At 72.9% G+C, this 25,354-nt stretch carries 24 protein-coding genes and 1 tRNA gene; 18 read left to right on the top strand and 7 right to left on the bottom strand.

Annotation, left to right across the window (positions count from 1 at the left end):
- Positions 1–108: 108 nt before the first annotated feature.
- The 7 genes from ssd (at position 109) to PD653B2_RS12625 (ending at position 4,854) form a co-directional block, all read left to right on the top strand.
- On the top strand, positions 109–1,167 hold the full coding sequence (ssd, locus tag PD653B2_RS12655; RefSeq protein ID WP_085872747.1) for a septum site-determining protein Ssd: 1,059 nt from the start codon (positions 109–111) through the stop codon (positions 1,165–1,167).
- Positions 1,164–2,318: a TadA family conjugal transfer-associated ATPase gene (locus PD653B2_RS12650; RefSeq protein WP_085872746.1), complete on the top strand. Its 1,155-nt coding sequence runs from the start codon at positions 1,164–1,166 to the stop codon at positions 2,316–2,318. Before ssd ends, PD653B2_RS12650 begins: the two co-directional genes overlap by 4 nt.
- On the top strand, positions 2,315–3,094 hold the full coding sequence (locus PD653B2_RS12645; protein WP_085872745.1) for a type II secretion system F family protein: 780 nt from the start codon (positions 2,315–2,317) through the stop codon (positions 3,092–3,094). The genes PD653B2_RS12650 and PD653B2_RS12645 overlap by 4 nt, the downstream gene beginning before the upstream one ends.
- Positions 3,091–3,816 carry a type II secretion system F family protein gene (locus PD653B2_RS12640; protein WP_242665264.1) on the top strand — a complete coding sequence of 242 codons (726 nt, stop codon included), beginning with the start codon at positions 3,091–3,093 and terminating at the stop codon, positions 3,814–3,816. Before PD653B2_RS12645 ends, PD653B2_RS12640 begins: the two co-directional genes overlap by 4 nt.
- A gap of 134 nt (positions 3,817–3,950) precedes the next feature.
- Positions 3,951–4,154: a DUF4244 domain-containing protein gene (locus PD653B2_RS12635; RefSeq protein WP_085872744.1), complete on the top strand. Its 204-nt coding sequence runs from the start codon at positions 3,951–3,953 to the stop codon at positions 4,152–4,154.
- Positions 4,151–4,516 carry a TadE family protein gene (locus tag PD653B2_RS12630; protein ID WP_085872743.1) on the top strand — a complete coding sequence of 122 codons (366 nt, stop codon included), beginning with the start codon at positions 4,151–4,153 and terminating at the stop codon, positions 4,514–4,516. The genes PD653B2_RS12635 and PD653B2_RS12630 overlap by 4 nt, the downstream gene beginning before the upstream one ends.
- Positions 4,513–4,854, top strand: a complete 342-nt coding sequence (locus tag PD653B2_RS12625) for an Rv3654c family TadE-like protein (protein WP_085872742.1) — start codon at positions 4,513–4,515, stop codon at positions 4,852–4,854. The genes PD653B2_RS12630 and PD653B2_RS12625 overlap by 4 nt, the downstream gene beginning before the upstream one ends.
- Positions 4,855–4,869: 15 nt before the next feature.
- Here PD653B2_RS12625 and PD653B2_RS12620 read toward each other — a convergent pair whose 3' ends face one another.
- Together PD653B2_RS12620 and PD653B2_RS12615 are read right to left on the bottom strand one after the other, a co-directional pair.
- Entirely contained in the window at positions 4,870–5,175 is a 306-nt protein-coding gene (locus tag PD653B2_RS12620; RefSeq protein ID WP_085872741.1) for a hypothetical protein, read from the bottom strand.
- 9 nt (positions 5,176–5,184) lie between these two features.
- Positions 5,185–7,428 (bottom strand): DEAD/DEAH box helicase, encoded by a 2,244-nt coding sequence (locus PD653B2_RS12615; protein ID WP_207559244.1) that lies wholly within the window; start codon positions 7,426–7,428, stop codon positions 5,185–5,187.
- A 322-nt stretch (positions 7,429–7,750) separates the two neighbouring features.
- Between PD653B2_RS12615 and PD653B2_RS12610 the strand changes: the two genes are divergently transcribed.
- Positions 7,751–8,089, top strand: coding sequence for an STAS domain-containing protein (locus PD653B2_RS12610; RefSeq protein ID WP_085872739.1), 339 nt, complete (start codon positions 7,751–7,753; stop codon positions 8,087–8,089).
- A gap of 201 nt (positions 8,090–8,290) precedes the next feature.
- On the top strand, positions 8,291–10,660 hold the full coding sequence (locus PD653B2_RS12605) for a sodium-translocating pyrophosphatase (RefSeq protein ID WP_085872738.1): 2,370 nt from the start codon (positions 8,291–8,293) through the stop codon (positions 10,658–10,660).
- A gap of 61 nt (positions 10,661–10,721) precedes the next feature.
- Here the strand turns inward: PD653B2_RS12605 and PD653B2_RS12600 are convergent, their stop codons facing one another.
- Positions 10,722–12,320, bottom strand: a complete 1,599-nt coding sequence (locus PD653B2_RS12600) for an Ig-like domain repeat protein (protein WP_165763459.1) — start codon at positions 12,318–12,320, stop codon at positions 10,722–10,724.
- Positions 12,321–12,390: 70 nt separating this feature from the next.
- Here PD653B2_RS12600 and PD653B2_RS12595 point away from each other — a divergent pair, with 70 nt between their 5' ends.
- Positions 12,391–13,854 carry a DUF7059 domain-containing protein gene (locus PD653B2_RS12595; protein WP_085872736.1) on the top strand — a complete coding sequence of 488 codons (1,464 nt, stop codon included), beginning with the start codon at positions 12,391–12,393 and terminating at the stop codon, positions 13,852–13,854.
- Here PD653B2_RS12595 and PD653B2_RS12590 read toward each other — a convergent pair.
- Complete coding sequence (locus PD653B2_RS12590; RefSeq protein ID WP_085872735.1) at positions 13,800–14,615, bottom strand: hypothetical protein; 816 nt, start codon at positions 14,613–14,615, stop codon at positions 13,800–13,802. The genes PD653B2_RS12595 and PD653B2_RS12590 overlap by 55 nt on opposite strands.
- Before the next feature lie 300 nt (positions 14,616–14,915).
- On the opposite strand from PD653B2_RS12590, the gene topA reads away from it, so the two are divergent.
- Genes topA through PD653B2_RS12570 form a run of 4 tightly spaced genes read left to right on the top strand, consistent with a single transcriptional unit; the run spans position 14,916 to position 21,031 of the window.
- Positions 14,916–17,615, top strand: coding sequence for a type I DNA topoisomerase (gene topA, locus PD653B2_RS12585; protein ID WP_165763458.1), 2,700 nt, complete (start codon positions 14,916–14,918; stop codon positions 17,613–17,615).
- 55 nt (positions 17,616–17,670) lie between these two features.
- Complete coding sequence (gene tmk, locus PD653B2_RS12580) at positions 17,671–18,330, top strand: dTMP kinase (RefSeq protein WP_085872733.1); 660 nt, start codon at positions 17,671–17,673, stop codon at positions 18,328–18,330.
- Positions 18,327–19,475, top strand: a complete 1,149-nt coding sequence (locus PD653B2_RS12575) for a DNA polymerase III subunit delta' (RefSeq protein ID WP_085872732.1) — start codon at positions 18,327–18,329, stop codon at positions 19,473–19,475. Before tmk ends, PD653B2_RS12575 begins: the two co-directional genes overlap by 4 nt.
- Entirely contained in the window at positions 19,472–21,031 is a 1,560-nt protein-coding gene (locus PD653B2_RS12570; RefSeq protein WP_085872731.1) for an alpha/beta hydrolase, read from the top strand. Before PD653B2_RS12575 ends, PD653B2_RS12570 begins: the two co-directional genes overlap by 4 nt.
- A gap of 43 nt (positions 21,032–21,074) precedes the next feature.
- Here PD653B2_RS12570 and PD653B2_RS12565 read toward each other — a convergent pair whose 3' ends face one another.
- Together PD653B2_RS12565 and PD653B2_RS12560 are read right to left on the bottom strand one after the other, a co-directional pair.
- A complete protein-coding gene (locus tag PD653B2_RS12565) occupies positions 21,075–21,476 on the bottom strand; it encodes a limonene-1,2-epoxide hydrolase family protein (protein WP_085872730.1) in 402 nt (133 codons plus the stop codon).
- On the bottom strand, positions 21,473–22,423 hold the full coding sequence (locus tag PD653B2_RS12560) for a LysR family transcriptional regulator (RefSeq protein WP_085872729.1): 951 nt from the start codon (positions 22,421–22,423) through the stop codon (positions 21,473–21,475). The genes PD653B2_RS12565 and PD653B2_RS12560 overlap by 4 nt, the downstream gene beginning before the upstream one ends.
- A 74-nt stretch (positions 22,424–22,497) precedes the next feature.
- Between PD653B2_RS12560 and PD653B2_RS12555 the strand changes: the two genes are divergently transcribed.
- A complete protein-coding gene (locus tag PD653B2_RS12555; protein WP_085872728.1) occupies positions 22,498–22,722 on the top strand; it encodes a hypothetical protein in 225 nt (74 codons plus the stop codon).
- Between the two features lie 151 nt (positions 22,723–22,873).
- Positions 22,874–22,949 (top strand) — tRNA-Thr (locus tag PD653B2_RS12550).
- A 154-nt stretch (positions 22,950–23,103) separates the two neighbouring features.
- Here PD653B2_RS12550 and PD653B2_RS12545 read toward each other — a convergent pair.
- Positions 23,104–24,024 (bottom strand): ornithine cyclodeaminase family protein, encoded by a 921-nt coding sequence (locus PD653B2_RS12545; protein ID WP_085872727.1) that lies wholly within the window; start codon positions 24,022–24,024, stop codon positions 23,104–23,106.
- Positions 24,025–24,261: 237 nt separating this feature from the next.
- Here PD653B2_RS12545 and PD653B2_RS12540 point away from each other — a divergent pair, with 237 nt between their 5' ends.
- Both PD653B2_RS12540 and PD653B2_RS12535 read left to right on the top strand, forming a co-directional pair.
- Entirely contained in the window at positions 24,262–24,894 is a 633-nt protein-coding gene (locus PD653B2_RS12540) for a helix-turn-helix domain-containing protein (protein ID WP_085872726.1), read from the top strand.
- Positions 24,891–25,298 carry a nuclear transport factor 2 family protein gene (locus PD653B2_RS12535; RefSeq protein WP_123061233.1) on the top strand — a complete coding sequence of 136 codons (408 nt, stop codon included), beginning with the start codon at positions 24,891–24,893 and terminating at the stop codon, positions 25,296–25,298. Before PD653B2_RS12540 ends, PD653B2_RS12535 begins: the two co-directional genes overlap by 4 nt.
- Positions 25,299–25,354 lie beyond the last annotated feature (56 nt).

Genomic DNA, 25,354 nt, shown 5'->3' with positions numbered 1-25,354 from the left:
AGGCGTGCCGGGGTCGGCAACCGTCCACAGGCGCCGATGTCGGACGAGTTCTCCACAGGTGCCGCGCCGGCCGGTTCGGCGCGCGGCCGCCCGCGGAACCATCACCGCATGACCGCACCTCTCTTCATCACCCGTGACCAGTCCCTCCTCGACGAGCTGCTGCGCCTCGCCGCGGCGGCCGGCGTCACCCCCGACGTCGCCGTCGACGGCGGGTCCGCGCTGCGCGCCTGGGGTGCCGCGCCGCTGGTGCTGGTCGGCGCCGACGTCGCCGAGGAGTTGGCGCGGATCTCGCCGGCCCGCCGACCCGGGGTGTACGTCGCGGCCTGGGGGCCGGTGCCCGATGTGATGTTCCGGGTCGCCCTCGACGTGGGGGCCGAGAGCGTCGCCCAGCTGCCGCGCTCCGAGGCCTGGCTGACCGAGACCCTCACCGACCTCGGCGACGCCGGCGCGGAAGCGCCGGCCGCCGGGCTCGTGGTCGGGGTGGTCGGCGGTAGCGGTGGTGCGGGGGCGACGACCTTCGCGTGCGCGCTCGGGCAGCTGGCCGCGCGCCGCGGCCGGGCGGTGGTCGTCGACGCCGACCCGCTGGGGCCCGGGGTCGACCGGGTCCTCGGGCTCGAGGACCGCGACGGGGTGCGGTGGGACGGCCTCTGCCAGACGACCGGGCGGCTCAGCGCCCGCTCGCTGCGCGAGGCGCTGCCGCGCCGCGAGGGCCTCGGGGCCCTCGCCTGGCCCGCCGGGACCCCCGGTTCCCTCCAGGCGTTCGCCGTCCGCGAGGTGCTGTCCGCGGCGAAGCGCGGCCACGACCTGGTCGTCGTCGACCTGCCGCGCACGGCCGACCCGGTCGTCGACGAGGTCGCGGCGCGCTGCGACCGGCTCCTCGTGGTGGTCGTGCCGACCGTCGCCGGCGTGGCCTCCGCGGTCCGGATCTGCGCGCGCCATCGCGACCCCACCACCGTCCGCCTGGTCCTGCGCGGCGGTGGCATCGACCCGCAGGCCGTCGCGCGGGCCACCGGCATCCCCGTGCTCGCCACGATGGCCGACCAGCGTGGGCTGGGCGAGGCGATCGACCTCGGGCTCGGACCGGTCCGCTCCCGCCGCGGGTCGCTCGGCCGGGCGGCGAGCGAGGTGCTCGACCAGCTGCTCCTCCTCCGCGCCGCCGCAGCATGAGCGCCGTACCCCTCGACGACCTCGAGGCGGTCCGTGACCGGCTGGCCCGCAGCCCGGGTGAGCTGACGCCGCACCGCGTGGCCGAGGCGCTGCGCGAGACCGGTCGGCCGGTCGGCGACGCCACGGTGCTCGCGGTCCACGAGGCGCTGCGCCGCGACGTGGTCGGCGCCGGACCTCTCGAGCCGCTGCTGCGGACTCCGCACGTGACCGATGTCCTGGTCAACGGCGCCGACCGCGTCTACCTCGACCGCGGCTCCGGCCTCGAGCTCACCCCGGTGCGGTTCCCCGACGAGGAGTCGGTGCGGCGGCTGGCCCAGCGGCTGGCCGCACTCGGCGGCCGACGGCTCGACGACGCCACGCCGTACGTCGACCTGCGGCTGCCCGACGGCACCCGCTTCCACGCCGTCCTCGCCCCGCTCGCCCGGCCCGGCACCCTCGTGTCGCTGCGGGTGCCCCGCCAGCGCACCTTCGACCTCGACGAGCTGGTCGGGCTCGACACCCTCACCCCCGACACCGCCCGGATCCTGCAGGCGATCGTCGACGCTCGGCTGGCCTTCCTGGTCAGCGGCGGCACCGGGTCCGGCAAGACCTCGCTGCTCGCCGCGCTGCTGTCCCGCGTCGCCGCCGAGGAGCGGATCGTGCTCGTCGAGGACGCGAGCGAGCTGCGTCCCGACCACCCGCACGTCGTCGCCCTCGAGGGCCGGCCGCCCAACATCGAGGGCGGCGGCGCGGTCGAGGTGCGGGCGCTGGTGCGGCAGGCGCTGCGGATGCGACCCGACCGACTGGTCGTGGGCGAGGTCCGCGGCGGCGAGGTCGTCGACCTGCTCGCCGCCCTCAACACCGGGCACGAGGGCGGCTGCGGCACCCTCCACGCCAACTCCGCTGCCGACGTCCCGGCCCGGGTCGAGGCGCTCGCGCTGGCCGCCGGCCTGGGCCGCGACGCCGCCCACAGCCAGCTCGCCTCGGCGGTGCACGCCGTGCTCCACCTCGCCCGCGGCCCCGACGGCGTGCGGCGGCTGCGCGAGGTCGCCGTGCCCGAGCGGGGCGCCGACGGACTGGTGTCGATGGTCTCGGCGCTGCGGGTCGACGCCGGCGGTCGCAGCGTCCCGGGCCCCGGTGCGGCGACGCTCGCGGCTCGGCTGGACCGATGACCGGGCTCGCCGTCGGCTGTGCGGTGCTGGCCGTCGTGCTGCTGATCCGGCCGACCGCCCGGCTCGACCCGACGCCCGGCTCCGCCGCCCCGATCGGGCGCCTCGGGCTCACCGCGCTGCTCGCGGGCGTGGGCGTCGTCGTGGCAGCCGCCCCGCAGCTCGGTGCCCTGGCCCTCATCGCCGGGGCCGCGGCGGCCGGCTCGACCGGGCTGTGGCGCCGGCGTCACCGTCGACGTGCCGCCGAGCGTGTGAGCGGCCACGTCCTCGAGACCTGCGAGCTGCTCGCGAGCGAGCTCGGCGCAGGGCGGCCGCCCGGTGAGGCGCTCGACCGGGCGGCCACCGCCTGGCCGCCGATGGCACCGGTCGCCGAGGCGTTCCGGGTCGGGGCCGACGTGCCGGCCGCGCTGCGCGTGCTGGCCGCCGACCTGGACGGCGCCCGCGACCTGCGCGTCGTCGCCGCTGCGTGGCAGGTCGCGCACCGGACCGGCCAGGGGCTGTCCGCGACGGTGGACCGGGTGGCCGACGGGTTGCGCGCCACCGCGGCCACCCGCCGGCTGGTCACCGGCGAGCTGGCCTCGGCGCGGGCCACGGCCCGGCTGGTCGCCGGCCTGCCGGTCCTCGCCCTGGCGATGGGGTCCGGGGCGGGCGGCGACCCGTGGGGCTTCCTGCTCGGGCACCCCGCCGGCCTGGCGTGCCTCGCGTGCGGGCTCGGGTTCGGCCTGGCCGGGCTCTGGTGGATCGAGGCGATCGCCCGCGAGGCCGAGGACGCCGCATGATGACGGCGGCGGCGACCGGCTGGGTGCCGGTCGTGTGTGCCGCGGCGGCGGCCGCGCTGGCGCTGCCGGTCCGACCGGCGCTGCGCCGTCCCGCGGCGGCCGCGGCGGCGCCGTCGGTCGGCTGGCTGCACCGCCACCGCCTGGTCTGGAGCCTGCTCGCGGGCATCGGTGCCGTCGTCTTCGTGCAGGGGCGGGCCGGCCCTGCCGCCGGCATGGTCGCCGGGATCGTCTGCTGGGTGGCGATCGGGCGGGCCGAGCCGGCCGACGTCCGGCGCCGTCGCGACGCCGTGCGCCGCGACCTGCCGCACGTCGTCGAGCTCTTCGGCGCCACGCTGCGGGCCGGCTCCGCGCCGGCCGAGGGCATCGCCCTGGTCTGCGCCGCGCTCCCCGGTGCGGCGGGTGACCGGCTCTCCGGGGTGGCGTCGCGGCTCGCCCTGGGCCTCGACCCGGTCGACGTCTGGTCGTCGCTCGCCGACGACCCCCAGCTCGCCCGGCTCGGCCGCACGCTGTCGCGTGCGCACGCCACCGGCGCCCCCGTCGTCGCCTCGGTCGAGCGGCTCGCCGGCGACCTGGCCCGCGCCGCGCGCACCGAGACCGAGGAACGGGCCCGGGCCGTCGGCGTGAAGGCAGCGCTCCCGTTGGGGCTCTGCCTGCTCCCGGCGTTCGTGCTGATCGGGATCGTGCCGCTCGTGGTCGCGCTCCTCGCGACGCTCGAGCTGTGAGCCGCTGACTCTCCACCGCGCCCGTTCCCGCACCGACCTCCACAGGAGCCGCGACGGCCGGTGCGGGCCCTCCCCGTCATCGCGGAGGGTCGACGGCGACGGTCGCATCGGGCGACCGGGAAACGGAGTCCCTCATGTCGCTGCACCACCTGCCCCGCCGGAAGTTCCGCGCCACGCACCGCGAGGAGCGCGGCATCACCACCGCCGAGTACGCCGTCGGCACCGCGGCCGGCGCCGGCCTGGCCGGGTTGCTCTACAAGCTGCTCACCGGCGGCTTCGGCGACCAGCTCCTCAAGACCCTGTTCGACCACGTCCTCGGGCTGCTGGGCATCGGATGACGCGCCGGCGCTGCGAGCGCGGCGCGGCGACCGCCGAGCTGGCGATAGTGCTGCCGCTGCTGGTCGCGGTGACCATCGGCCTGGTCTGGCTGCTCGCGGTCGGCGCCGCGCAGGTGCGAGCCGTCGATGCGGCGCGCGAGACGGCCCGGGCCGTGGCGCGCGGCGACAGCGTGGACAGCGCCGTGGCCCGCGGCCGGCAGGTGGCCCCGGACGGGAGCCGGGTCAGCGTCGGCGCCGACGGGGGCCAGGTGACCGCCGTCGTCGTGGGCCGGGTCGCCGGCCCGGGTGGCTTGTTCGGGGCGCTCCCGGCGGTCACCGTGTCCGCGCAGGCCGTGGCGGCGGCGGAGGGGGCCGGGCCGTGAGGCGCGCCGAGCGGGGGTCGGCGAGCTTGTTCGCGATCTCGTGCCTGGCCGTGCTCCTGCTGCTCGGCGCGGCGCTGGGCGTGGTGGCGGCGCTGGTGCGGGCGCACCGGGTCGCCCAGTCGGCGGCCGACCTGGCCGCGCTCTCCGCCGCGTCGGCGGTCGGCCGGGGTCAGGACCCGTGCACTGCCGGCCGGTCGACCGCGTCGGCCAACGGTGCACAGCTCACGTCGTGCGCGGTCGCCGGCCGTGAGGTCACGGTGCGGGTGCTGGTGGACGGCCCGCACTGGCTCGGCCAGGCCGCGGACCTCGAGGCCGAAGCCCGCGCCGGTCCCGGATGAGCCAGGACGAACGGCTCAGATCGAGCGGTCGCTTTCCTCGGCGTCCTCGCGCCGCCGCTCGGCCTCACGTTCGTCGAGCTTCTCCGAGAGCTCGTTGAGCTTCTTGCTCTCGCGGCGCTGGCGCAGCGACCGCTTCGTGCCGTACTTGAGGACGGTGTAGCCGAAGAGGATCGCCACGCCGCTGCCGACGCCGATGAAGAAGAGTGCCAGGGCGCCGACGTCGGTGCCGAGCAGCTCGACGCTCGTGCCGTCGGCGGTGCCGAGTGCGGCGACGATGGCGAGCGCGCCCGCGGCGATGAGGATGAGACCCAGGACCACCATATCCGGAGGCTAGCTGCCGCCGAGCAGCACGTCGAGCAGCGCCACCGCGCCGGGCTTGTCGAGCGGGTTGTTCTGGTTGCCGCACTTGGGCGACTGGATGCACGACGGGCAGCCCTCGTCGCAGGTGCAGGACCGGATGGTGTCGCGGGTGGCGGTGAGCCAGGCGCGCGCGGCCCGGAAGCCGCGCTCGGAGAAGCCGGCGCCACCGGGGTGGCCGTCGTAGACGAAGACGGTCAGCTGTCCGGTGTCGGGGTGGACGGCGGTCGAGACACCGCCGATGTCCCACCGGTCGCACGTCGCGAAGAGCGGCAGGAGACCGATGGAGCAGTGCTCGGCGGCGTGGGCGGAGCCGGGCAGGTCGCGACCCGCCAGCCCGGCCTCGTCCAGCGCGGCCTCCGGGACGGTCCACCAGACGGCCGTCGTGCGCAGCGCGCGCACCGGCAGGTCGAGCGGCTCCTCGCCGAGCACCTCGCCGCCCGGCTGGCGGCGCTTGAGGAACGAGACGACCTGGTGGCTGACGTCCACGTCGCCCAGCGACAGCCGGCAGTCGCCCCACCGGGCGTGCTCGCGCTCCTGGACGATCGAGATGTCGGTGACCTCGCGGGCCGTGGTGGAGTAGTCGGGGTCGGAGCGTTCGATGACCGCGACGCGGTCCTCCAGGTCGAGCGAGCGCACCAGCCAGGTCTCACCCCGGTGGACGTAGACGGCGCCGGCGTGGGCGGTGCCGTGGGCGCTGGACGCGTCGACGGTGCCGATCACCCGGCCGGTCTCGTCCTCGACGAGCTGCACGGGTGCGCCGCCCGTCGAGCGGATGTCGGCGAGGTCGCTGGCGCGGCGCCGGTCGGTCCAGAACCAGCCGCGCGGCCGGCGCCGCAGCAGCCCGCCGTCGGTGAGGGCCTCGACGACCTCGCGCGCGGTGGGGCCGAAGAGCGGCAGGTCGGCCTCGGTCAGCGGCGCCTCGTGGGCGGCCGCGCACAGGTGCGGGCCGAGCACGTAGGGGTTGGACGGGTCGAAGACCGTCGCCTCGACCGGTTGGCCGAGGAGTGCGTCGGGGTGCGACACCAGGTAGGTGTCGAGCGGGTCGTCGCGCGCGACCAGGATGCCGAGCGCGTCCTGGCCGTCGCGGCCGGCCCGGCCGACCTGTTGCCAGAGCGCGGCGCGGGTGCCGGGGAAGCCGGCCATCAGCACGGCGTCGAGCCCGGAGACGTCGATGCCGAGCTCGAGCGCGTTGGTCGCCGCCAGGCCGGTCAGGTCGCCGCGGCGCAGCGCCTCCTCGATCGCCCGGCGCTCCTCGGGCAGGTACCCGCCGCGGTAGGACGCCACCTTGCCCGGCAGCGACGGGTCCACCTCGGCCAGCAGGTCGGCGGCGGTCATCGCGACCTGCTCGGCGCCGCGCCGGGAGCGGATGAACGCGAGCGTGCGGACGTCCTCGGCGACCAGGTCGGCGAGCAGGTCCGCGGTCTCGGAGGACGCGGCCCGGCGGACCGGTGCGCCGTTCTCCCCGGTGTGGGACGTGAAGGGCGGTTCCCACAGCACCAGCGAGACCTCGCCGCGCGGGGAGGCGTCGCCGGTGACGGCCAGGACGTCGAGGCCGGTCAGCCGGCGGGCGGCGACCTCCGGCTCGGCGACGGTCGCGGAGGCGAGCACGAAGGTGGGGGAAGCGCCGTAGAGCGCGCAGACCCGGCGCAGCCGCCGCAGCACGTGCGCGACGTGGGCGCCGAACACGCCGCGGTAGTGGTGGCACTCGTCGACGACGACGTAGCTCAGCGACCCGAGGAAGTCGGCCCAGCGCGAGTGCCCGGGCAGCAGCGAGTGGTGGAGCATGTCGGGGTTGGTCAGGACGTACTCCGCGTGGTCGCGCGCCCAGTCGCGCTGGTCGCGGCCGCTGTCGCCGTCGTGGGTGGTGACCCGCAGGTCGAGCCCGAGCGAGCTGATGCCGGCGAGCTGGTCCTGGGCGAGCGCCTTGGTCGGCGCGAGGTAGAGGACGCTCGCGCCGCGCTGACCTCGTGGTCCGCGTGCGGACCGCACGGCCGAGAGGGCGGGCAGCTGGTAGCCGAGGCTCTTGCCCGACGCGGTGCCGGTGGCGAGCACCACGTGCTGGCCGGCGTGGGCCGCGTCGGCGGCGGCGACCTGGTGCTGCCAGGGCCGCGACACACCGCGGGCCTCGAACGCCGCGACCACGTCGGGACCGGCCCAGTCGGGCCAGTCCGCGTAGCGCGCGGCCCGCGCCGGCAGCACCTCGAGGTGGCGCATCCGGCCCTCGCGGCCGGGCACGCCGGACAGCCGCTCGACCACGGCGGCGACGCTGCGAGCCGCGCCGTGGGCGGGGCCACGGGAGGAGGAGTGCAGCGCCGAGGTCATGCGGTCATTCTCGTCGACGGCACCGACAGGGGGGACCCGGGAACGCCTGCGGCCGGGCGCGCGTCGTACGGTGGGCCGTCCTCACTTCTCGCGGAACTCTCACCTAGTTTGTGCGCGGGAAGGGGCGGGCGTGGTTTCATTGTGCAGGTCGGATGTCGGGGCAGAAGCCGCGACAGGGTCCGACGACCGAACAAGCTGCTCCGGGGAGACATAGGTGGACCTGACTCTGACGACTCGCGACGCCGGTGGGAAGACCATCGTTGCCGTCGGGGGCGAGATCGACGTCTACACCGCCCCCAAGCTGCGCGACAAGATCACCGAGCTCGTCGCTGGCGGCGTCTACGACATCGTGATCGACATGGAAGAGGTCGAGTTCCTGGACTCGACCGGCCTCGGCGTCCTCGTCGGCGGCCTGAAGAAGGTGCGCGCGCACGACGGTTCCCTGCAGCTGGTCTGCAACCAGGACCGCCTTCTCAAGATCTTCCGGATCACCGGCCTGGCCAAGGTGTTCGTCATCCACGAGTCGGCCGACGCCGCGCTCGCCAGCAGCTGACCCCCGGCTCCTCACGCGCGCCGTACGACGGCGCCGGCGCGCCTCGTCGCGCCCCTCACGCGGTGATCCCGCGGTGCCTGCGGTCCGGGCCGTTCGCATCTCCCGGTGTGGCCCGGATCACATGTCCGTGCTTTAGCACGCCTCCTCCTGCGTAGACTCCGCGTCGTCCGTGAGACTTGTATCACTCCCAGGAGGAAGCACATGACGGGGATCAGTCCCGCAGTCGTGGACCTCACCGGAGGCAACCTCGTGCTGGTCATCGTCGTCGCACTGATCGCGCTGGGCGCGCTTGCGATGGCTGCGATGTTCCGCCAAGAGGTACTCGCCGCCGGTGAAGGCACCGACAACATGAAGAACATCGCGCAAGCGGTGCAGGAAGGCGCCAACGCCTACCTGACGCGACAGTTCAGGACGCTCGCCATCTTCGCGGCGATCGCCTTCTTCGCGTTGCTCGCACTACCTGCCGATGACGCCACGGTCCGGATCTTCCGGTCCGTCTTCTTCCTCGTCGGCGCCGGCTTCTCCGCCACGGTGGGGTACCTCGGCATGAACCTGGCGGTCCGCGCCAACCTCCGGGTGGCTGCGGCCGCCAACGAGCAGGGCCGCGAGCCCGCCATGCGGATCGGTCTGCGGACCGGTGCCATGGTCGGCATGCTCACCGTCGGTCTCGGCCTCCTCGGCGCGAGCATCGTGGTGATCTGCTTCCAGGACACGGCGCCCAAGGTGCTCGAGGGCTTCGGCTTCGGTGCCGCGCTGCTCGCCATGTTCATGCGGGTCGGCGGCGGCATCTTCACCAAGGCCGCCGATGTGGGTGCCGACCTGGTCGGCAAGGTCGAGCAGAACATCCCCGAGGACGACCCGCGCAACGCCGCGACGATCGCCGACAACGTCGGCGACAACGTCGGTGACTGCGCCGGCATGGCCGCCGACCTCTTCGAGTCGTACGCCGTGACGCTCGTCGCCGCGCTGATCCTCGGCTCGCAGGCCTTCGGCGACAAGGGTCTGGTCTTCCCGCTCCTCATCCCCGCGATCGGTGCGCTCACCGCCGTGGCCGGCGTCTACCTCACCCGGCCGACGGCCGGCGTCAACGGCCTGACGACCATCAACCGGTCGTTCTACCTGTCCTCGGGCATCGCCGCCGTGGCCAGCGTGATCCTGGCCTACGTCTACCTGCCGGGCAGCTTCGACGAGTTCAACAACATCGCCGGCGGCCTCTCCGGCGCCGACGGCGACCCACGGTTCATCGCGGCGTCCGCCGTGGTGATCGGCATCGTGATGTCGGCCGGGATCTTGGCCCTGACCGGCTACTTCACCGGCACGGAGCACCGCCCGGTCAAGGACGTCGGCAAGACCTCGCTCACGGGCGCGGCCACGGTGATCCTCGCCGGCCTCTCGGTCGGCTTCGAGTCCGCGGTCTACACGACCCTGGTCATCGGCGCCGCCGTGTTCGGCGCGTACCTCCTGGGCGGTGCTGCGCTGACCGTGTCGCTGTTCGCGGTCGCGCTCGCGGGCACCGGGCTGCTCACCACCGTCGGCGTGATCGTCGCGATGGACACCTTCGGCCCTGTCTCCGACAACGCGCAGGGCATCGCGGAGATGTCCGGCGACGTCAGCCCCGAGGGCGCGCAGATCCTCACCGAGCTCGACGCCGTCGGCAACACGACCAAGGCGATCACCAAGGGCATCGCGATCGCGACCGCGGTGCTCGCGGCCACGGCCCTCTTCGGGTCCTATGCGACCTCGGTCTTCGAGGCGCTCAACAAGGCCAACGTCGGCCCGGACGAGAACTACCTGCTCGACTTCTCGGTCTTCAACCCCGCCGTCATCGTGGGCGTCCTCCTCGGCGCGGCCGTGGTGTTCCTCTTCTCCGGCCTGGCGATCAACGCCGTGGCCCGGGCAGCGGGCGCGGTCGTCTACGAGGTGCGCCGCCAGTTCCGGGAGATCCCCGGCATCATGGAGGGCACCGGCCGCCCGGAGTACGGCAAGGTCGTCGACATCGTCACCAAGGACTCCCTGCGTGAGCTGATCACGCCGGGCATCCTCGCGGTGCTGGCGCCGGTCGCGGTCGGCTTCGGGCTCGGCGTCACCGCCCTGGCCGGCTTCCTCGCGGGCGCCATCGGCGCCGGCACCCTGATGGCCGTCTTCCTGGCCAACTCGGGTGGCGCGTGGGACAACGCGAAGAAGCTGGTCGAGGACGGCAACCACGGTGGCAAGGGATCGGAGGCCCACGCGGCCACGATCATCGGCGACACCGTCGGCGACCCGTTCAAGGACACCGCCGGCCCGGCGATCAACCCGCTGATCAAGGTGATGAACCTGGTCTCGCTGCTGATCGCCAGCGCCGTGGTCTCGATGAGCGTCGGCGACGACCAGCACGACGCCCTGCGGATCCTGATCGCCGTCGTGGCGGTCGCGATCATCGCCGGGGCGGTCTACGTCTCGAAGCAGCGCGAGGTCACGCTCGGCGACGACGAGTCCGGCACGCCGGCCCCGCCGCCGCCGCCTCCTCCGCCGGTGCACCAGCCCGACCCCGCCCCGACGCAGCGGTTCGAGGCACCGACCCAGCAGTAGCTCCGCCGCACAGCACACTGGCCCGTCAGAGTCACCTCTGACGGGCCAGTGTCGTGTCCGGCTACTTCTTCGTGGTGACCTTCAGCCTCACGACCTGGGAGGTGGTGCCCGCCAGCACGGCGCTGCCGGCGTACGCCGCGGTGAGCTTGTGCAGGCCCGGCTTCAATCCGGCGAGCCGGACGGTCGTCCTCCCCCTCTTGCCGGGCGCCAGGGTCAGCTTCTCGAGCAGCAGCTTCCCGTCGAAGACCTTGACGACCCCGGCCGGCTTCGCGACTCCCGGTGCCTTCAGCAGCAGCGCGAGCACGGCCGCCTGGCCCTTCTTGATCGTGGACTTCGCGGTCGTGGCCCGCAGGCTCGTGGCGACCTTGGCGACGGTGATCCCGGCGGTGGTGAACGTGCCCGGCCGGTAGGCCGGCCGGGCCGCCTTGACCGTGACCGTCAGGCTCCGGCCGGCGTCGGCGAGCTGGGCCTGGTAGGTCTGCGCGACCGCGCCGGGGATCGCGACGCCGTTGCGGTTCCACTGGTAGGAGAAGGCCGGGGGCGCGCCGTCCTCACCGGCGCTTCCCCACACGCCGGGGTCGGCGGTCAGCAGCTTGCCGACCTTGCCGGTGCCGGTCAGCCGTGGCTTGAGGAGGAACTGGATCGGGTCGCCGACCACCGGGGCGACCGGGTCGCTGGTGATGGTGTTGTCGGTCCAGCCGTCCTTGTGGCCGGTGACCTTCACGGAGATCGCGTGCCCGAGGTCGGCCGGGACGAGCGTGTACGTCGCGGCCGTCGCGCTCGCGATCGGCGCCTCGTCGCGCAGCCACTGGTACGTGTTGGTCGCGTCAGCCGGCTCCCACGTCGGCCCGGTGACGGTGAGCGCGGTCCCGATCTTCCGGGTGCCGGAGACCGTGACATCGCTGGCTGGGCTCACCGTGGAGCCGCTGGAGAGCGGGATGCCGAGGGACTCGGTGAGCATGCTGACGCCCGGGACACCCAGGAGGGCGCCGCTCACGGAGACCGAGACCTGGTGCCCGGCGTCGTCGACCGTCGGCACGTAGAACGGGTCGTCCGCACCCGGGATCGGGACGCCGTCGCGCAGCCACTGGTACGTGGTGGTGACGCCCGGCAGGCTCCAGACCGGGGCGGTGACGGTCAGCAGCGAGCCGACCGCCGGGGTCCCGTTCAGGACCGGGCCCACGAGTGCCGACAGCACGTCGCCGGGGTCGCCGGGGTCGCCGGGGTCGCCGGGGTCGCCGGGGTCGCCGGGGTCCTCCCCGCCGCCGCCGGCGGCGGGCACCGTGATCGCGTTCGAGTACGCCGTCAGCGGGACGATGTCGAGCAGGGTGCCGGTGACGGCCGCCTGGACCGTCGAGCCGGCATCCGCAGCCGTGGGCACGTAGGTGGCGCCGGTCGCGCCCGGGATCGCGGCGCCGTCGCTGAGCCACTGGGTCGAGTTCGTGACGCCGGCGAGGTTCCACACCGGGAGGGTGCGGGTGAGCGTCGAGCCGACGTCCCCGGTCCCGCTCAGGACCGGGGCGCTGACGACCGCCAGGGCGGCGGGCACGCCCGGGAGCAGGTCCTTCGCCTGGGCCGTGCCGGTCGGTCCGACCACGAGACCGGCGGACACCAGGGCGGAGATGGCGAGGGCGCCGACGGCGCGCGTGAACCGATGCATGCGGGGGGTGATGCCCGTCACGCCGGCCGGCCAAAAGTGCGGTCTGGACCGGTGGTCCTAGGCTCGTCCCGTGACCTCTCCTCCGACCTCCGACCTCCCGCACCGTCTGCGGGCGGCCCTCCTCTCGGCAGGGTTCACGTACGACGGCGTGGCCGAGGTCCTCGGACCGGAAGGGCACGACGCCCTGATGCGCAACGAGACGACCCCCGGGCTGCGCCGGACGGCCGGCGGCTGGCCGCTCGAGACGCTGATCCGGCTGTTCCTGCTGCAGGCCCCCGTCGAGCGGGTCGCCGCCGAGCGGGCGCTGCCCGGTCTCGTCGACCGGATGGTGGCCGAGGGCCTGCTGGAGCAGACCGTGGGCGAGGTGACCGCGCGCCTCGACGTCCGGCCGTACGCTGTCGACGACCGGCACCTGTGGGTCGTCAGCGACCTGACGCCCGGTCTCGACGGCGGGTTCAACCGGGTCGGCCCCGACCACGTCCTCGGCATCAGCTCGGCCTCCACCTCGCTGGCCCAGCTGACGCTGCGTGAGCCCGTCGGCCGCTCGCTGGACCTCGGCACCGGCTGTGGTGTGCAGGCCCTCCACCTGGCCGCACACAGCGCTGCGGTCGTCGCCACCGACGTCAACCCGCGCGCGCTGCGGTGGGCGCGCTTCAACGTCGAGCTGAACGAGATCGAGACCCCGTTCGAGGTGCGTGACGGCTCGTTCTTCGAGCCGGTCGCGGGGGAGCTCTTCGACCTGATCGCCACCAACCCGCCGTTCGTCATCTCGCCCGCCACCGGCGAACGCCTCGTCTACCGCGACTCGGGCCTGCCGGGCGACCGCGTCGTCGAGCACATCGTCCGCAACGCCCCCGACCACCTGACCGACGGCGGCTGGTGCCAGGTCCTCGCCAACTGGGTGGTGCCGACCGGTGCCGCCTGGCACGAGCGGCTGGCCGGGTGGGTGGCCGACGACTGCGACGCCTTCGTCGTGCAGCGCGAGGTCGTCGACCCGGCGTCGTACGTCGAGCTCTGGCTGAAGGACGCCGGCCTGCACGGCTCCGCCGACTACCTGGTCCGCTACGACACGTGGCTCTCGTGGTTCGAGGACCAGGGCATCGAGGCGGTCGGGTTCGGCTGGATCAACCTGCGCAAGGGCGGCGGCTCCGCCCGCGAGTTCCTCGAGTGGCCCTACGACGTCGAGCAGCCGATCGCGCCCGCGATCCGGGACTGGGCTGCGGCGCACGACGCCCGGGTCGACCTCGACTCCCACCTCGTGGTCCGCACCGACGTGCGCCAGGAGACGCTCGGTGCTCCCGGGGCGGCCGACCCCGAGACGGTCGTCCTGCGCCAGCAGCGTGGGCTGCGCCGAGCCCGCCAGGCCGACACCGTCGAGGCCGCGCTGGTCGGTGCCTGCGACGGCGACCTCAGCGTCGGCCAGATCCTCGATGCGCTGGCGCAGCTGCTCGACCTCGACGCCGCGCAGACCCGCGAGACCTACCTGCCGGTGGTGCGCGAGCTGGTCGCCGAGGGCTTCCTCAGCGCCCCTTGAACCCGACGGTGACCGGCATGGTCCGGTCGGCGGTCGGCGGCCGGCGGGTTGGCGACCCCGACGATCACCCGCGGGCCGGTCACCTTCCTCAGTGACCCCTTGTTCTTGGGCGCCACATGCATCGTCAGCTTGGTCCCTCTGCCGGTGCAGGTCGCCCTGAGCGGTAGCGCCTTGGTGCCGTCGCTGAACTTGTCGTCGTCGGGGACCAGCCGGTAGCCGCCGTCCTCCGTCCGCTCGGTGTGCACCTTGATCTTGACGGGGACGACCTCGCACGCCGACCTCCGAGCCGTCGCGCGAGCCGGCGGCGGCTCTGCTTCGATCTCTGCCATCAGCCGCGCGATGTTCATGCACATCAGGGCGTACGCCGCCGCCCTGTTGCCGGCGAACGACTCGATCCGGTCGGGTGGGACCGACCCGTCGGTGAACAGGTCACGGACGTGGGCCTGCTCGTCGGCGGCCATCACGGCGCAGGCGACGAGCCGCTTCTTCGGGGTTTTCACGCTCATCAGCACGAAGGTCATCAGCTTGAAGTCCTCGGCAGCCCGGGACGCGTCGGTGTTGATGTAGATGTCGGCGCTGCCGACGTCGTTGGAGTAGTTGCCCGAGGTGACGGTCGAGGACGCGCCGGGTGGTGTCGACGTCTCCGCCGAGCCGCCGAGCGGGTGGTGGCCGTCGCGGCGGGCCGCGGCGTCGGCGCCGCTGAACGTCGCCGCGACGAACGCCAGGGCGAGGATGACGGGGACTGACCTCCGGGGTCCCATGACCTCGACGGTAGGCCTGCCGCGGGGTCCTGTCAGCGGTTTGCGCGGACCGTCTGGACCACGCGTCCGGCGAGGGACTCCTGGGTGAGGTCCCCGGCGACGTCCTGGTCCACCGTCCGCCTCCCGGGGCCGTGATCGTCTCTCACCTACGCTCCAGTGACGGGGGCCGATGGCGGAACGCTGAGGGCCTTCCACGACGATTCCCGCGAGACGGCCGGGAATGGGTTGTTCGCCGCACGCGCTACCGTGTTCGGCCGTGGGGCCCCACTTCGGGGCAGCACGCACCGCACAGCGAAGGAAATGACAGGTCCAGTGGCACACAAGTTGGTGATCGTCGAGTCCCCGGCGAAGGCCCGCACCATCGGCGGGTACCTCGGATCGGGGTATGTCGTCGAGTCCTCGATCGGCCACATCCGCGACCTCCCGAACAACGCGGCGGACACCCCCGCGAAGATCAAGGACAAGCCCTGGGGCCGGCTGGCGGTCGACGTCGACCACGGCTTCGAGCCCTACTACGTGGTGCCCCGGGACAAGAAGGCGCACATCTCCAAGCTCAAGGGCCTCCTCAAGGACGCCGACGAGCTCTTCCTCGCCACCGATGAGGACCGGGAGGGCGAGGCGATCGCCTGGCACCTCCTCGACGAGCTGAAGCCGAAGGGCATCCCGGTCAAGCGGATGGTCTTCCACGAGATCACCAAGGCCGCGATCCTCGAGGCCGCGGAGAACCCCCGCGAGCTCGACATGGACCTCGTCGAGGCCCAGGAGGCGCGCCGGATCCTCGACCGCCTCTACGGCTACGAGGTCTCTCCGGTGCTGTGGAAGAAGGTCATGTCCGGCCTGTCCGCGGGCCGCGTGCAGTCCGTGGCGACCCGGCTCGTCGTCGACAAGGAGCGGGAGCGGATGCGCTTCCGGCTCGCGTCGTACTGGGACCTCGAGGGCACCTTCGACGCCGGCGCGAAGCACGACCAGCGGATGTTCCCCGCCCGGCTGCACACCGTCGACGACGTCCGCGTCGCCCGCGGCTCCGACTTCACCCAGCAGGGGCTGCTGAAGGAGGGCGCCAACGTCGTCCACCTCGACCGGTCCCGCGCCGAGACGCTCGCGGCCGGCCTGCAGGACTCGACGTTCGAGGTCCGCTCCGTCGAGGCGAAGCCCTACCGCCGCTCGCCCTACGCGCCGTTCCGCACCACCACGCTCCAGCAGGACGCCAGCCGCAAGCTCGGCATGAGCGCGTCGGTGACCATGTCGGTCGCCCAGCGCCTCTACGAGAACGGCTTCATCACCTACATGCGCACCGACTCGACCACCCTCTCCGGTGGTGCGGTCGACGCGGCCCGGGCCCAGGTGCGCGAGCTGTACGGCGCCGAGTACCTCCCCGACTCGCCGCGCGTCTACGCCTCGAAGGTCAAGAACGCCCAGGAGGCCCACGAGGCGATCCGCCCCGCCGGCGAGACGTTCCGCACCCCCGCGCAGACCGGCCTGACGGGTGAGCAGTTCCGGCTCTACGAGCTGATCTGGATGCGCACCGTCGCCTCCCAGATGAAGGACGCGGTCGGCAACACCGTGACCGTCCGGCTCGGTGGCGCCGCGTCGAGCGGCGAGGACGTCGTCTTCACCGCCAGTGGCCGCACGATCACCTTCCACGGCTTCCTCAAGGCCTACGTCGAGGGCACCGACGAGGGTGCGACGAAGGACGACGCCGAGACCCGGCTGCCGACCCTCGCCGAGGGTGACGCGGTCTCCGCCGCGAGCATCACCGCGTCGGGCCACGAGACCAAGCCGCCGGCGCGCTACACCGAGGCGACCCTGATCAAGGAGCTCGAGGACCGCGAGATCGGCCGCCCGTCGACGTACGCCTCGATCATCGGCACCATCCTCAACCGCGGCTACGTCTACAAGAAGGGCACCGCCCTGGTGCCCGCGTGGCTGGCGTTCTCGGTCGTCCGGCTGCTGGAGGAGCACTTCCCGCGGCAGATCTCCTACGAGTTCACGGCCGGCATGGAGGACGTCCTCGACGAGATCGCCGCCGGCCGCAAGGACCGCAACACCGAGCTCGGCGAGTTCTACTTCGGCTCGCCCGAGGTGGCGGGCCTGCAGCGGCTGGTCAACGAGCTCGGCGACATCGACGCCCGCGAGCTGGCGACCTTCCCGGTGGGCGACGGCGAGAGCGGCATCAACCTGCGCGTCGGTCGCTACGGCCCCTACCTCGAGGGCCCGGACGACGAGGGCAACCCGATCGGCAAGCGCGCCAACGTGCCCGACGACCTGCCGCCCGACGAGCTGACCCTCGAGAAGGCGCTCGAGCTGCTCGAGAACCCCGCCGGCGAGGAGATCGAGCTCGGGGTGCACCCCGACAGCGGGCTCCAGGTCGTGGCCAAGAACGGCCGCTTCGGCCCGTACGTCACCGAGGTGCTCCCCGAGGACGCCAAGAAGAACGACCGGCCGCGCACCGGCTCGCTGTTCAAGTCCATGTCGCTCGACACCATCACCCTCGACGACGCGCTCAAGCTGCTCTCGCTGCCGCGGGTGGTCGGCGTGGGCGAGGACGGCGAGGAGATCACCGCGCAGAACGGTCGCTACGGGCCGTACCTCAAGAAGGGCACCGACTCGCGGTCCCTGACCTCGGAGGACCAGCTGCTGAGCATCACCCTCGACGAGGCCCTGCGGATCTACGCGCAGCCGAAGCAGCGCGGCCGGGCCGCGGCCGCGCCGCCGCTCAAGGAGCTGGGCAACGACCCGGTCTCCGGGCAGCCGGTGGTCGTCAAGGCGGGTCGCTTCGGTGAGTACGTCACCGACGGCGAGTACAACGCGACGCTGCGCAAGGACGACTCGATCGAGGAGCTCACCCTCGAGCGCGCGGCCGAGCTGCTCGCCGAGCGCCGGGCCAAGGGTCCCGCGAAGAAGACGGCCAAGAAGGGTGCGAAGAAGGCGCCCGCCAAGAAGGCTGCGAAGAAGACCGCCAAGAAGACGACCAAGAAGGCCGCCGCCAAGAAGTCGTGACCACCGGAGCCACCCCTCGCTGGTCTGCGTCGGTGCCGCCCCGTAGGTTTCACGCGTGAGCATCGGGAGGTACGTCGAGACCGGTGTCTTCGTGTGCTTCGAGGGCGGCGAGGGCGGCGGCAAGTCGACCCAGTCGCAGCTGCTGGCCGAGTGGCTGCGCGAGCAGGGGTACGCCGTGCTGCTCACCTTCGAGCCCGGTGACACGGTCGTGGGGCGCGAGCTGCGCCGGATCGTGCTCAGCCCCGAGACCGGCGACCTCTCCGACCGCACCGAGACGCTGCTCTACGCCGCCGACAAGTCCGAGCACATCGACACCGTCGTGCAGCCGGCCCTCGACCGCGGCGACGTCGTCATCACCGACCGCTACGTCGACTCCCTCCTCGCCTACCAGGGCGCCGGCCGCTCGCTCGTCGTCGAGGAGGTCGAGTGGGTCGCCCGCTGGGCAACCCACGACCTGCGACCGCACCTCACCGTGCTCCTCGACCTCGACCCCCGCCGCGGGCTGAGCCGCTTCGCCGGGCGCGACCGGATCGAGGGCGAGTCCGTCGAGTTCCACGAGCGGGTGCGCGACTCCTTCCTCGACCTGGCCGCGGCCGACCCCGACCACTACCTGGTGCTCGACGCCCGGGCCGAGATCGACGCGATCGCCGCCGCCGTGCGCGAGCGGGTCGCCCCGCTGCTCGACCACGCCGTACGACGGACGCCCGCGCCGTGACCGTCTGGGACGGCCTGGTCGGCCAGCACCGCGCGGTCGAGGCGCTCCGGTCGGCGGCCGAGGGCCACGGCATGAACCACGCGTGGCTGTTCACGGGGCCGCCCGGCTCGGGCCGCTCCAACGCCGCGATCGCCTTCGCCGCCGCGCTGCAGTGCGAGACCGGCGGCTGCGGCACCTGCCACGCCTGCCACACCGTGCTCGCCGGCAGCCACGCCGACGTCCGCGTGGTCCGCACCGAGCGGCTCTCGATCGGGGTCAAGGACGTCCGCGACCTGGTGCGCAGCGCCTCGCTCGCGCCGGTCGGCAGGCGTTGGCAGATCATCATCGTCGAGGACGCCGACCGGCTCACCGAGCACTCCTACAACGCGCTGCTCAAGGCGATCGAGGAGCCCGCCCCGCGGACCGTGTGGATGCTCTGCGCGCCGACCGTCGAGGACGTGCTGCCCACGATCCGCTCGCGGTGCCGCCTGGTCACGCTCACCACCCCGACCGCCGACGACGTCGCGGCCTTCCTGGTGCGCACCGTGGGCGTCCCCGACGCGCTGGCGTCGTACGCCGCGCGCGCCAGCCAGGGCCACATCGGGCGGGCCCGGGCGCTCGCCCGCGACGAGGCGACCCGCAACCGGCGCCGCGAGGTGGTGGCGCTCCCGGTGCGGCTGACGTCGCTCGGCGCGTGCATGAACGCCGCCTCGAGCCTCAACGACGTCACCAAGGAGGAGGCCGACCTGATGACCGGCGAGCTCGACGCCCGCGAGAAGGCCGACCTCGACGCGACGTACGGCGTCGTCGAGCGCGGGCGCCGGCCGCGGGAGTACGCCCCCGCGCTGCGCGACCTCGAGAAGGACCAGAAGGCGCGCGCCAAGCGCCGCCACCTCGACGTCGTCGACCGCGGGCTGATGGACATGGTGTCGGTCTACCGCGACGCGATCGCGGTCGCCGCCGGGGCCGCCGGGGCGCTCGTCAACGAGGAGATCCGCGACGACGTGGAGCTGCTCGCCCGCGCTTCGACGCCGGAGGCCAACCTGCGCCGGATCTCCGCGATCTTCGAGGCCCGCGAGCAGATGCTGGAGTTCAACGTCCAGCCCGCGCTGGCCCTCGAGTCGATGATGCTCGGCCTGGTCGCGCCCGAGGTGCGCGCCGGGTGAAGCGCGTCGTCGTGCTCGTCCTCGTCGCTGCGCTGGTGGTCAGCATCGTGGGGGTGGCCGCGCTGTCGGTGCTCGGCTCGGGCGGAGCCGACCCGACCCCCACCCCGGCCCGGACCGACGTCCCCACCACGACACCGGCCCCCGGCGCGACGAAGCCGCCGGATCCGGCCCTCGCGCCGTACTACTCCCAGCAGCTCAGCTGGTCCCCGTGCCGCGGCAGCTTCCTCTGCGCGGCCCTCACCGTGCCGCTGGACTACCGTCACCCGGCCGGCGAGACCCTCGACCTCGCGCTGCTGAAGGTGCCGGCCGCGGAGCCGTCCGAGCGGATCGGCTCCCTGGTCGTCAACCCCGGCGGCCCGGGCGCGCCCGGCACCGACTACGCCGAGGCGGCGGGCCAGGTCTTCCGGAGCCCGGTCCTCGACGCCTACGACGTGGTCGGCTTCGACCCACGCGGCACCGGTGACAGCAGCCCGGTCGACTGCCTGAGCGACGCCCGGCTCGACGCGTTCCTCGCCCGCGACCCCGACCCGGACACGGCGGCCGAGGTCGACGCCTACGTACGCTCGGGCGAGGAGTTCTGGCGTGGCTGCGTCGACAGCTCCGGCGACCTCAGTGCTCACATCTCGACCATCGAGTCGGCCCGCGACATCGACGTCCTGAGGGCCGCGCTCGGTGAGTCGACCCTCACCTACTTCGGGGCGTCGTACGGCACCGAGCTCGGCGCGACCTACGCCGACCTCTTCCCCCACAAGGTGGGCCGGCTGGTCCTCGACGGGGCGGTGGACCTCTCGATCAGCTCGCGCGAGCTCAGCCTCGAGCAGGCCGGTGGCTTCGAGACGGCGCTGCGCTCCTACGTCCAGGACTGCGTCGACGGCGGCGACTGCTTCCTCGGCGACACCGTGGACGACGGCGTCGCCCGGATCAAGGAGTTCATCGCCGACGTCGACGGGCAGCCGCTGGAGACCTCCGACGACCGCGACCTCACCGAGGGCTCCGCGGTGTCCGGTATCGCGTTCACCCTCTACAGCAGGGACTTCTGGAGCTACCTGACCCAGGGCCTCGAGGCGGCGTTCGACGGTGACGGCAGCGTGCTGCTGGCGCTGGCGGACGCCTACGCGTCGCGCGGGCACGGCGGCTACACCGACAACTCGATGGAGGCGTTCCCGGCGATCAGCTGCCTCGACGACCCCTACGCCGTGCCCGCGGACCAGGTGCCGGCCGCCGTGGCGGACTTCGAGGAGGCGTCGCCGACGTTCGGCCGGATCTTCGCCTGGGGGCTGAACACCTGCGCCGGGATCCAGGTGCGGTCGACCGAGGAGCCGCGCGACGTCCGGGCGGCCGGCGCCCCGCCGATCGTGGTCGTCGGCACGACCCGCGACCCGGCCACGCCGTACGCCTGGGCGGTGCACCTCGCCGACCAGCTCGAGTCGGGCGTGCTCGTCAGCCGCGACGGCGACGGCCACACCGGCTACCACGAGGGCAACGAGTGCGTCGACTCCGCCGTCGACGACTACCTGCTCGACGGCACCGTGCCCGAGGACGGGACCGACTGCTAGCGCCTCGCCGCCGCTTCTCGGCCGCCCAGCCGCACCGTGCGCGCTAGCGCGAGGTCAGCACCCGGCCGAGCCCGACCACGCCGGATTCCAACAGCTCGAGCCAGCTGAAGGAGTCGTCCCAGAGCACGATCCGGCCGTCGCGGACCTCGAACGTGCCGCGCACGCGGAACGACGTCTCCCACGAGCCGGCCTTGATCACGTCGGTGCGGTCGGTGAGCACGACGTCGCCGTTCGCGGCGACGTGGTGCCACTGCACGCCGAAGCCGATGCCGCGCTGCTTCATGTCGCGGAGCATGCCGCGCGCCCGCTCGCCCCTGAAGGCCGGCATCGCGGTGTTCTTCCACACGACCTCGGGGTCGAGCAGCTCGAGCGCACCGTCCACGTCGGCCGCGGCGAGGCGCTCGAGGAAGACGCGGACGATCTGTTCTGAGCCTTCCGGAGTCATGCCTCGACAGTAACCCCGGACCGGTGGGGCGAAACCGGTTCGGCGATGTTCTGGATCCGCGTGGTCGCGAGGTCGATCATCAGGCGCGCGGCGGGCGAGAGGGTCGCGCCGGCACGGTGCACGACCGCGAACATGTCGTACTGGCGCGGCCGCAGCGACACCCAGCCTGCCTTCGGCGCCAGCCGCGGCAGCAGCTGGACCGCCGCGCCCTTCGGGATGACCGAGTCGGCGTAGCCCATGCCGACCAGCTCCACGGCGGTCTCGACGTCCTCGACCTCGATCCGGGTGTGCGGGTTGCGGCCGGTCTCGTGCAGCATCTGGCGCAGCACCCGGCGCGTCGAGTCGTCGGCCCGCCAGGTCGTCTCGGGCATCACCAGTGACGCCTGCGAGAGCCGGTGTGCGGTCACCGGTGCCTCGAGGTGCGTCGGGTCGGCGCTGATGTAGACGAGCTCGTCGCGGGCGACCGGGGTGACGTCGAGCCCCTCGCTGCCCACGGACGGCACCGCGATCATCGCGGCCTCGATCCGCCCGCGGCGCAGGTCCTCCTGCACGTCCATGGAGTTCTGCCCGATCAGCTCCACGCGGACGCCGGGGTAGCGCGACAGCACGTCGGCGACCAGCCCGGCGCCGGCGTACAGACGGGCGGTGCCGAACATGCCGAAGCGGATGGTCCCGGTCTCGAAGGACTTCACGCTCTGCACCGCTCGCTGGGTGTCCTCGACGGCGGCGAGCACCCGCTCGGCGTGGGGGCGCAGCGTGTCGGCGATGGTGGTCGGCACGACGCCGCGCCCGACCCGACGGAAGAGCGGCACGCCGAGCGACTTCTCCAGCGAGCGGATCTGCTCGGAGACCGATGGTTGCGCGTAGCCGAGCTCCTCGGCAGCCGCGGTCAGCGACCCGTGCTCGTAGGTGGCGAGGAAGCAGGTGAGCTGATGGAGGGAGAGCACGCGCACAATCATAGGTTGTGCCTTGACTTCTCGAAGGAAAGCAAGGCTACCCCTATGGCTACAGATGTTGAACCATGGGGGAGCACCCATCCGCCGTCTTCGAGGGAGGTCACCTCATGTTCGACCACTACTGCACCGCCTGCGCCAAGCGCCAGCTGATCTTCTCGAGCCAGGTGTCGTCCCTGACGAACACCGACCAGGGCATCGTCGTCGCCTTCACCTGCTGGTGCGGTGCCGACCAGACGATGGTCACCGGCCGGGCCGCCACCCCGGCGTCCAGCGTCACTCTCGCGGCCTGACCCACCCGCCTCCGAGAGGCGCGGCGTGGTCGCGTTCGCCGTCCCGATCGGACCTCCGGGCGTCGGCTCCGGTGCCGTTTTCGCGCACCGAGCCGGCGTCCGTATACTTCTCCGGGTTGCCCGGACCTGGTCTCCAGACCCCGGGCAGCACGCCGCCTTAGCTCAGTCGGTAGAGCGTCTCACTCGTAATGAGAAGGTCGTCAGTTCGATTCTGACAGGCGGCTCCACCAAGAAGCCCCTGACCTGCAGTCATGCCGGTCAGGGGCTTTCCTGTTGGAGCACGCGACGGTCCCGGGAAGCTCCCGTGGAACCAAGGGATGTGACCGACGCGACGATCGACCACGTCCGGTGGTGGTGTCGGAGCCTCGGGGTGGGGCTGGCTCAGGCGTGGTAGATCGCTGACGCGATCACCAGGTCCTCCCACGACATCCCCACGCTCTTGAACACCCGTGGTCGGGAGCGGTCGACGGGGACCTCGCCTCGGACGACCGATCGGAGCGAGACGAGGGAGGCGGGGTCGAGGCGCCCCTCGGCCACCGGAATCATCACGTCGCCGGCCTCGCGGAGTGCGGCGGCCTCGTCCTCCACCACCACCTGGGCTCGCGCGACGACGTCGCCGGGCAGCTCCCGCGCGTCGGGTTCATGGGAACCCACCGCGATGAGAAGCGTGTCGTCGCGGACGTTCCCCGAGAAGAGGGGGGAGCGCGCCGTGGTGGCGCACACGACCAGGTCGGCGTCCGCGACGGCATCGGCGGACCCGGCCGCGGCGGTCATGGTCCCGTCGGCGAGCTTGTCGGCGAGCGCCGCTGCGCGGTCTCGGTCCCGGGCCACGATCGTGACGCGCTCGACGGGACGAACCGCGCGGAGCGCCATCACGTGCCCCCAGGCCTGGGGGCCCGAGCCGAAGACGACGAGGTGCTCCACACGGTCGGGTGCCAGCACGTCGGCCGCGGCCGCCGAGACCGCCGCGGTCCGCAGCGTGGTCAGAGCCACGCCGTCGAGCTGCGCGACGGGCGCGAGCGTGTCGGCGTCGAGCAGCAGGTACACGCCCTGGATCCGCTGGAGGCCCCGCGCCGGATTGTTCGGCGAGACGCTGGCGATCTTGACCCCGACATGGCGGGCGAACTCCGAGGGCATGATGAGGAGCTGGCCGGAGGAGACGTCGACGATCGAGCGCGGCGGATCGGCGGAGGGGTCGAGCCCGTCGCGCAGCGACTCGCTGATGGCGCGAGCGGCACCGACGAAACTCAGCCTGGCGTACACCTCGTCCGAAGAGATCCAGACGGGACCGGTCAGTGGCATGTGCAGTCGGCTCCATGTCTTGGCAGCAATCAGATCGGCATTCATTATATAGAACGTCGACTTCCCGCCCGTGCGGCTGTCCGCAGTGCGACGAGGCCGACGTCGAGACGAGGCTTTCCGTGTCACAGGGGCGAAACATCCGCTACGGTCCCAGGTAGAACGACGGCAGGGACCTGGGCGGTCCGCGTGTCGACCGTTCCGCAGCAGTCCGGTGTCGATGTCAATGAGGTTAATGAAATGAACGGAAGGACCTCCGCTCAGTCCTTCGTGAGCGGTCCCCTGTCGCGTGCCATCCTGCGGCTGCGCACCCAGCGGGGACTCTCCCTGAGCGCCTTGGCCGAGCAGTCCGGAGTCGCCAAGGGCACCTTGTCGAACCTCGAACGCGGCGTCGGGAACCCGACGTTGGAGACCATCTTCGCGCTGTCCAGGGGCCTCGGGGTGCCGATCGGCGAACTGGTCTCGAGCGAGGAGGAGGCGGCGCCGACCTTCGTCGGTCGAGACGACGCCCGGCACATCCGGGGCGTCGCCGTCGAGCTGATGCTCTACGACCGGTTCGCCAGCACGGGCAGCGCGACCGAGATCTACGACTTCCGTTGCCTGCCGGGCAACCGGCAGGTCTCGCGAGGGCATCCCGGTGTCGAGCACATCGTGGTCAAGCAGGGCAGGCTGCTCACCGGTCCCACGTCCTCGCCGATCGAGGTGGCCTCGGGCGACTACGTGTCCTTTCCGTCGTGGGGCGAGCACGCCTACGAGGCCCTCGACGAGGTGGTCGAGGGGTTCCTCGTCATCCACTACCCCGACCAGGCGTCGCCCTCGGTGGCGCTCGCGGTCGACTCCCTGGACTCGCACGGCGAGCAGGCGAAGCCATGAGCGGGGCGGTGTCCTCGTTCGACGAGGCGGCCGAGGCGGACCGGGCGGCGATCCGGCGGCTGCTGGACTCGCACCTCGAGTCGTGGAACGGCGGCGACCTCGACGGACTTCTCGACACCTATGTCCAAGACGAGTCCGTCCGCTACGCCTCGGCGAGCACCGTGGTCCACGGGATCGATCGGGTCAGGGAGCGTTTCAGGCGGGCGTACCCGGACTGGAGCAGGCTCGGCGAGCTCCGCTACGAGGACGTGGTCATCACCCTCGCGGGGCCGGCCGACGCCCTCGTGTTCGGCCGCGCCTGGATCTCGCGCGGGGATGGCGACGACGCCACGAGCCTGTTCTCCCTGCACCTGAAAAAGCGCGACGGACAGTGGTGGATCGCGGCCGACCACACCTCGGCCTAGACCTGAACATGTCAGCCATGTTTCTTTTAATGAACATTCTTCCAATAGAATGAACA

Source organism: Nocardioides sp. PD653-B2 (assembly GCF_002117935.1).
In the GTDB taxonomy this organism is placed as follows: Bacteria; Actinomycetota; Actinomycetes; order Propionibacteriales; family Nocardioidaceae; genus Nocardioides.
Note: the sequence above shows the minus strand (reverse complement) of the source record. Positions and strands in the feature narration are given on the sequence as shown.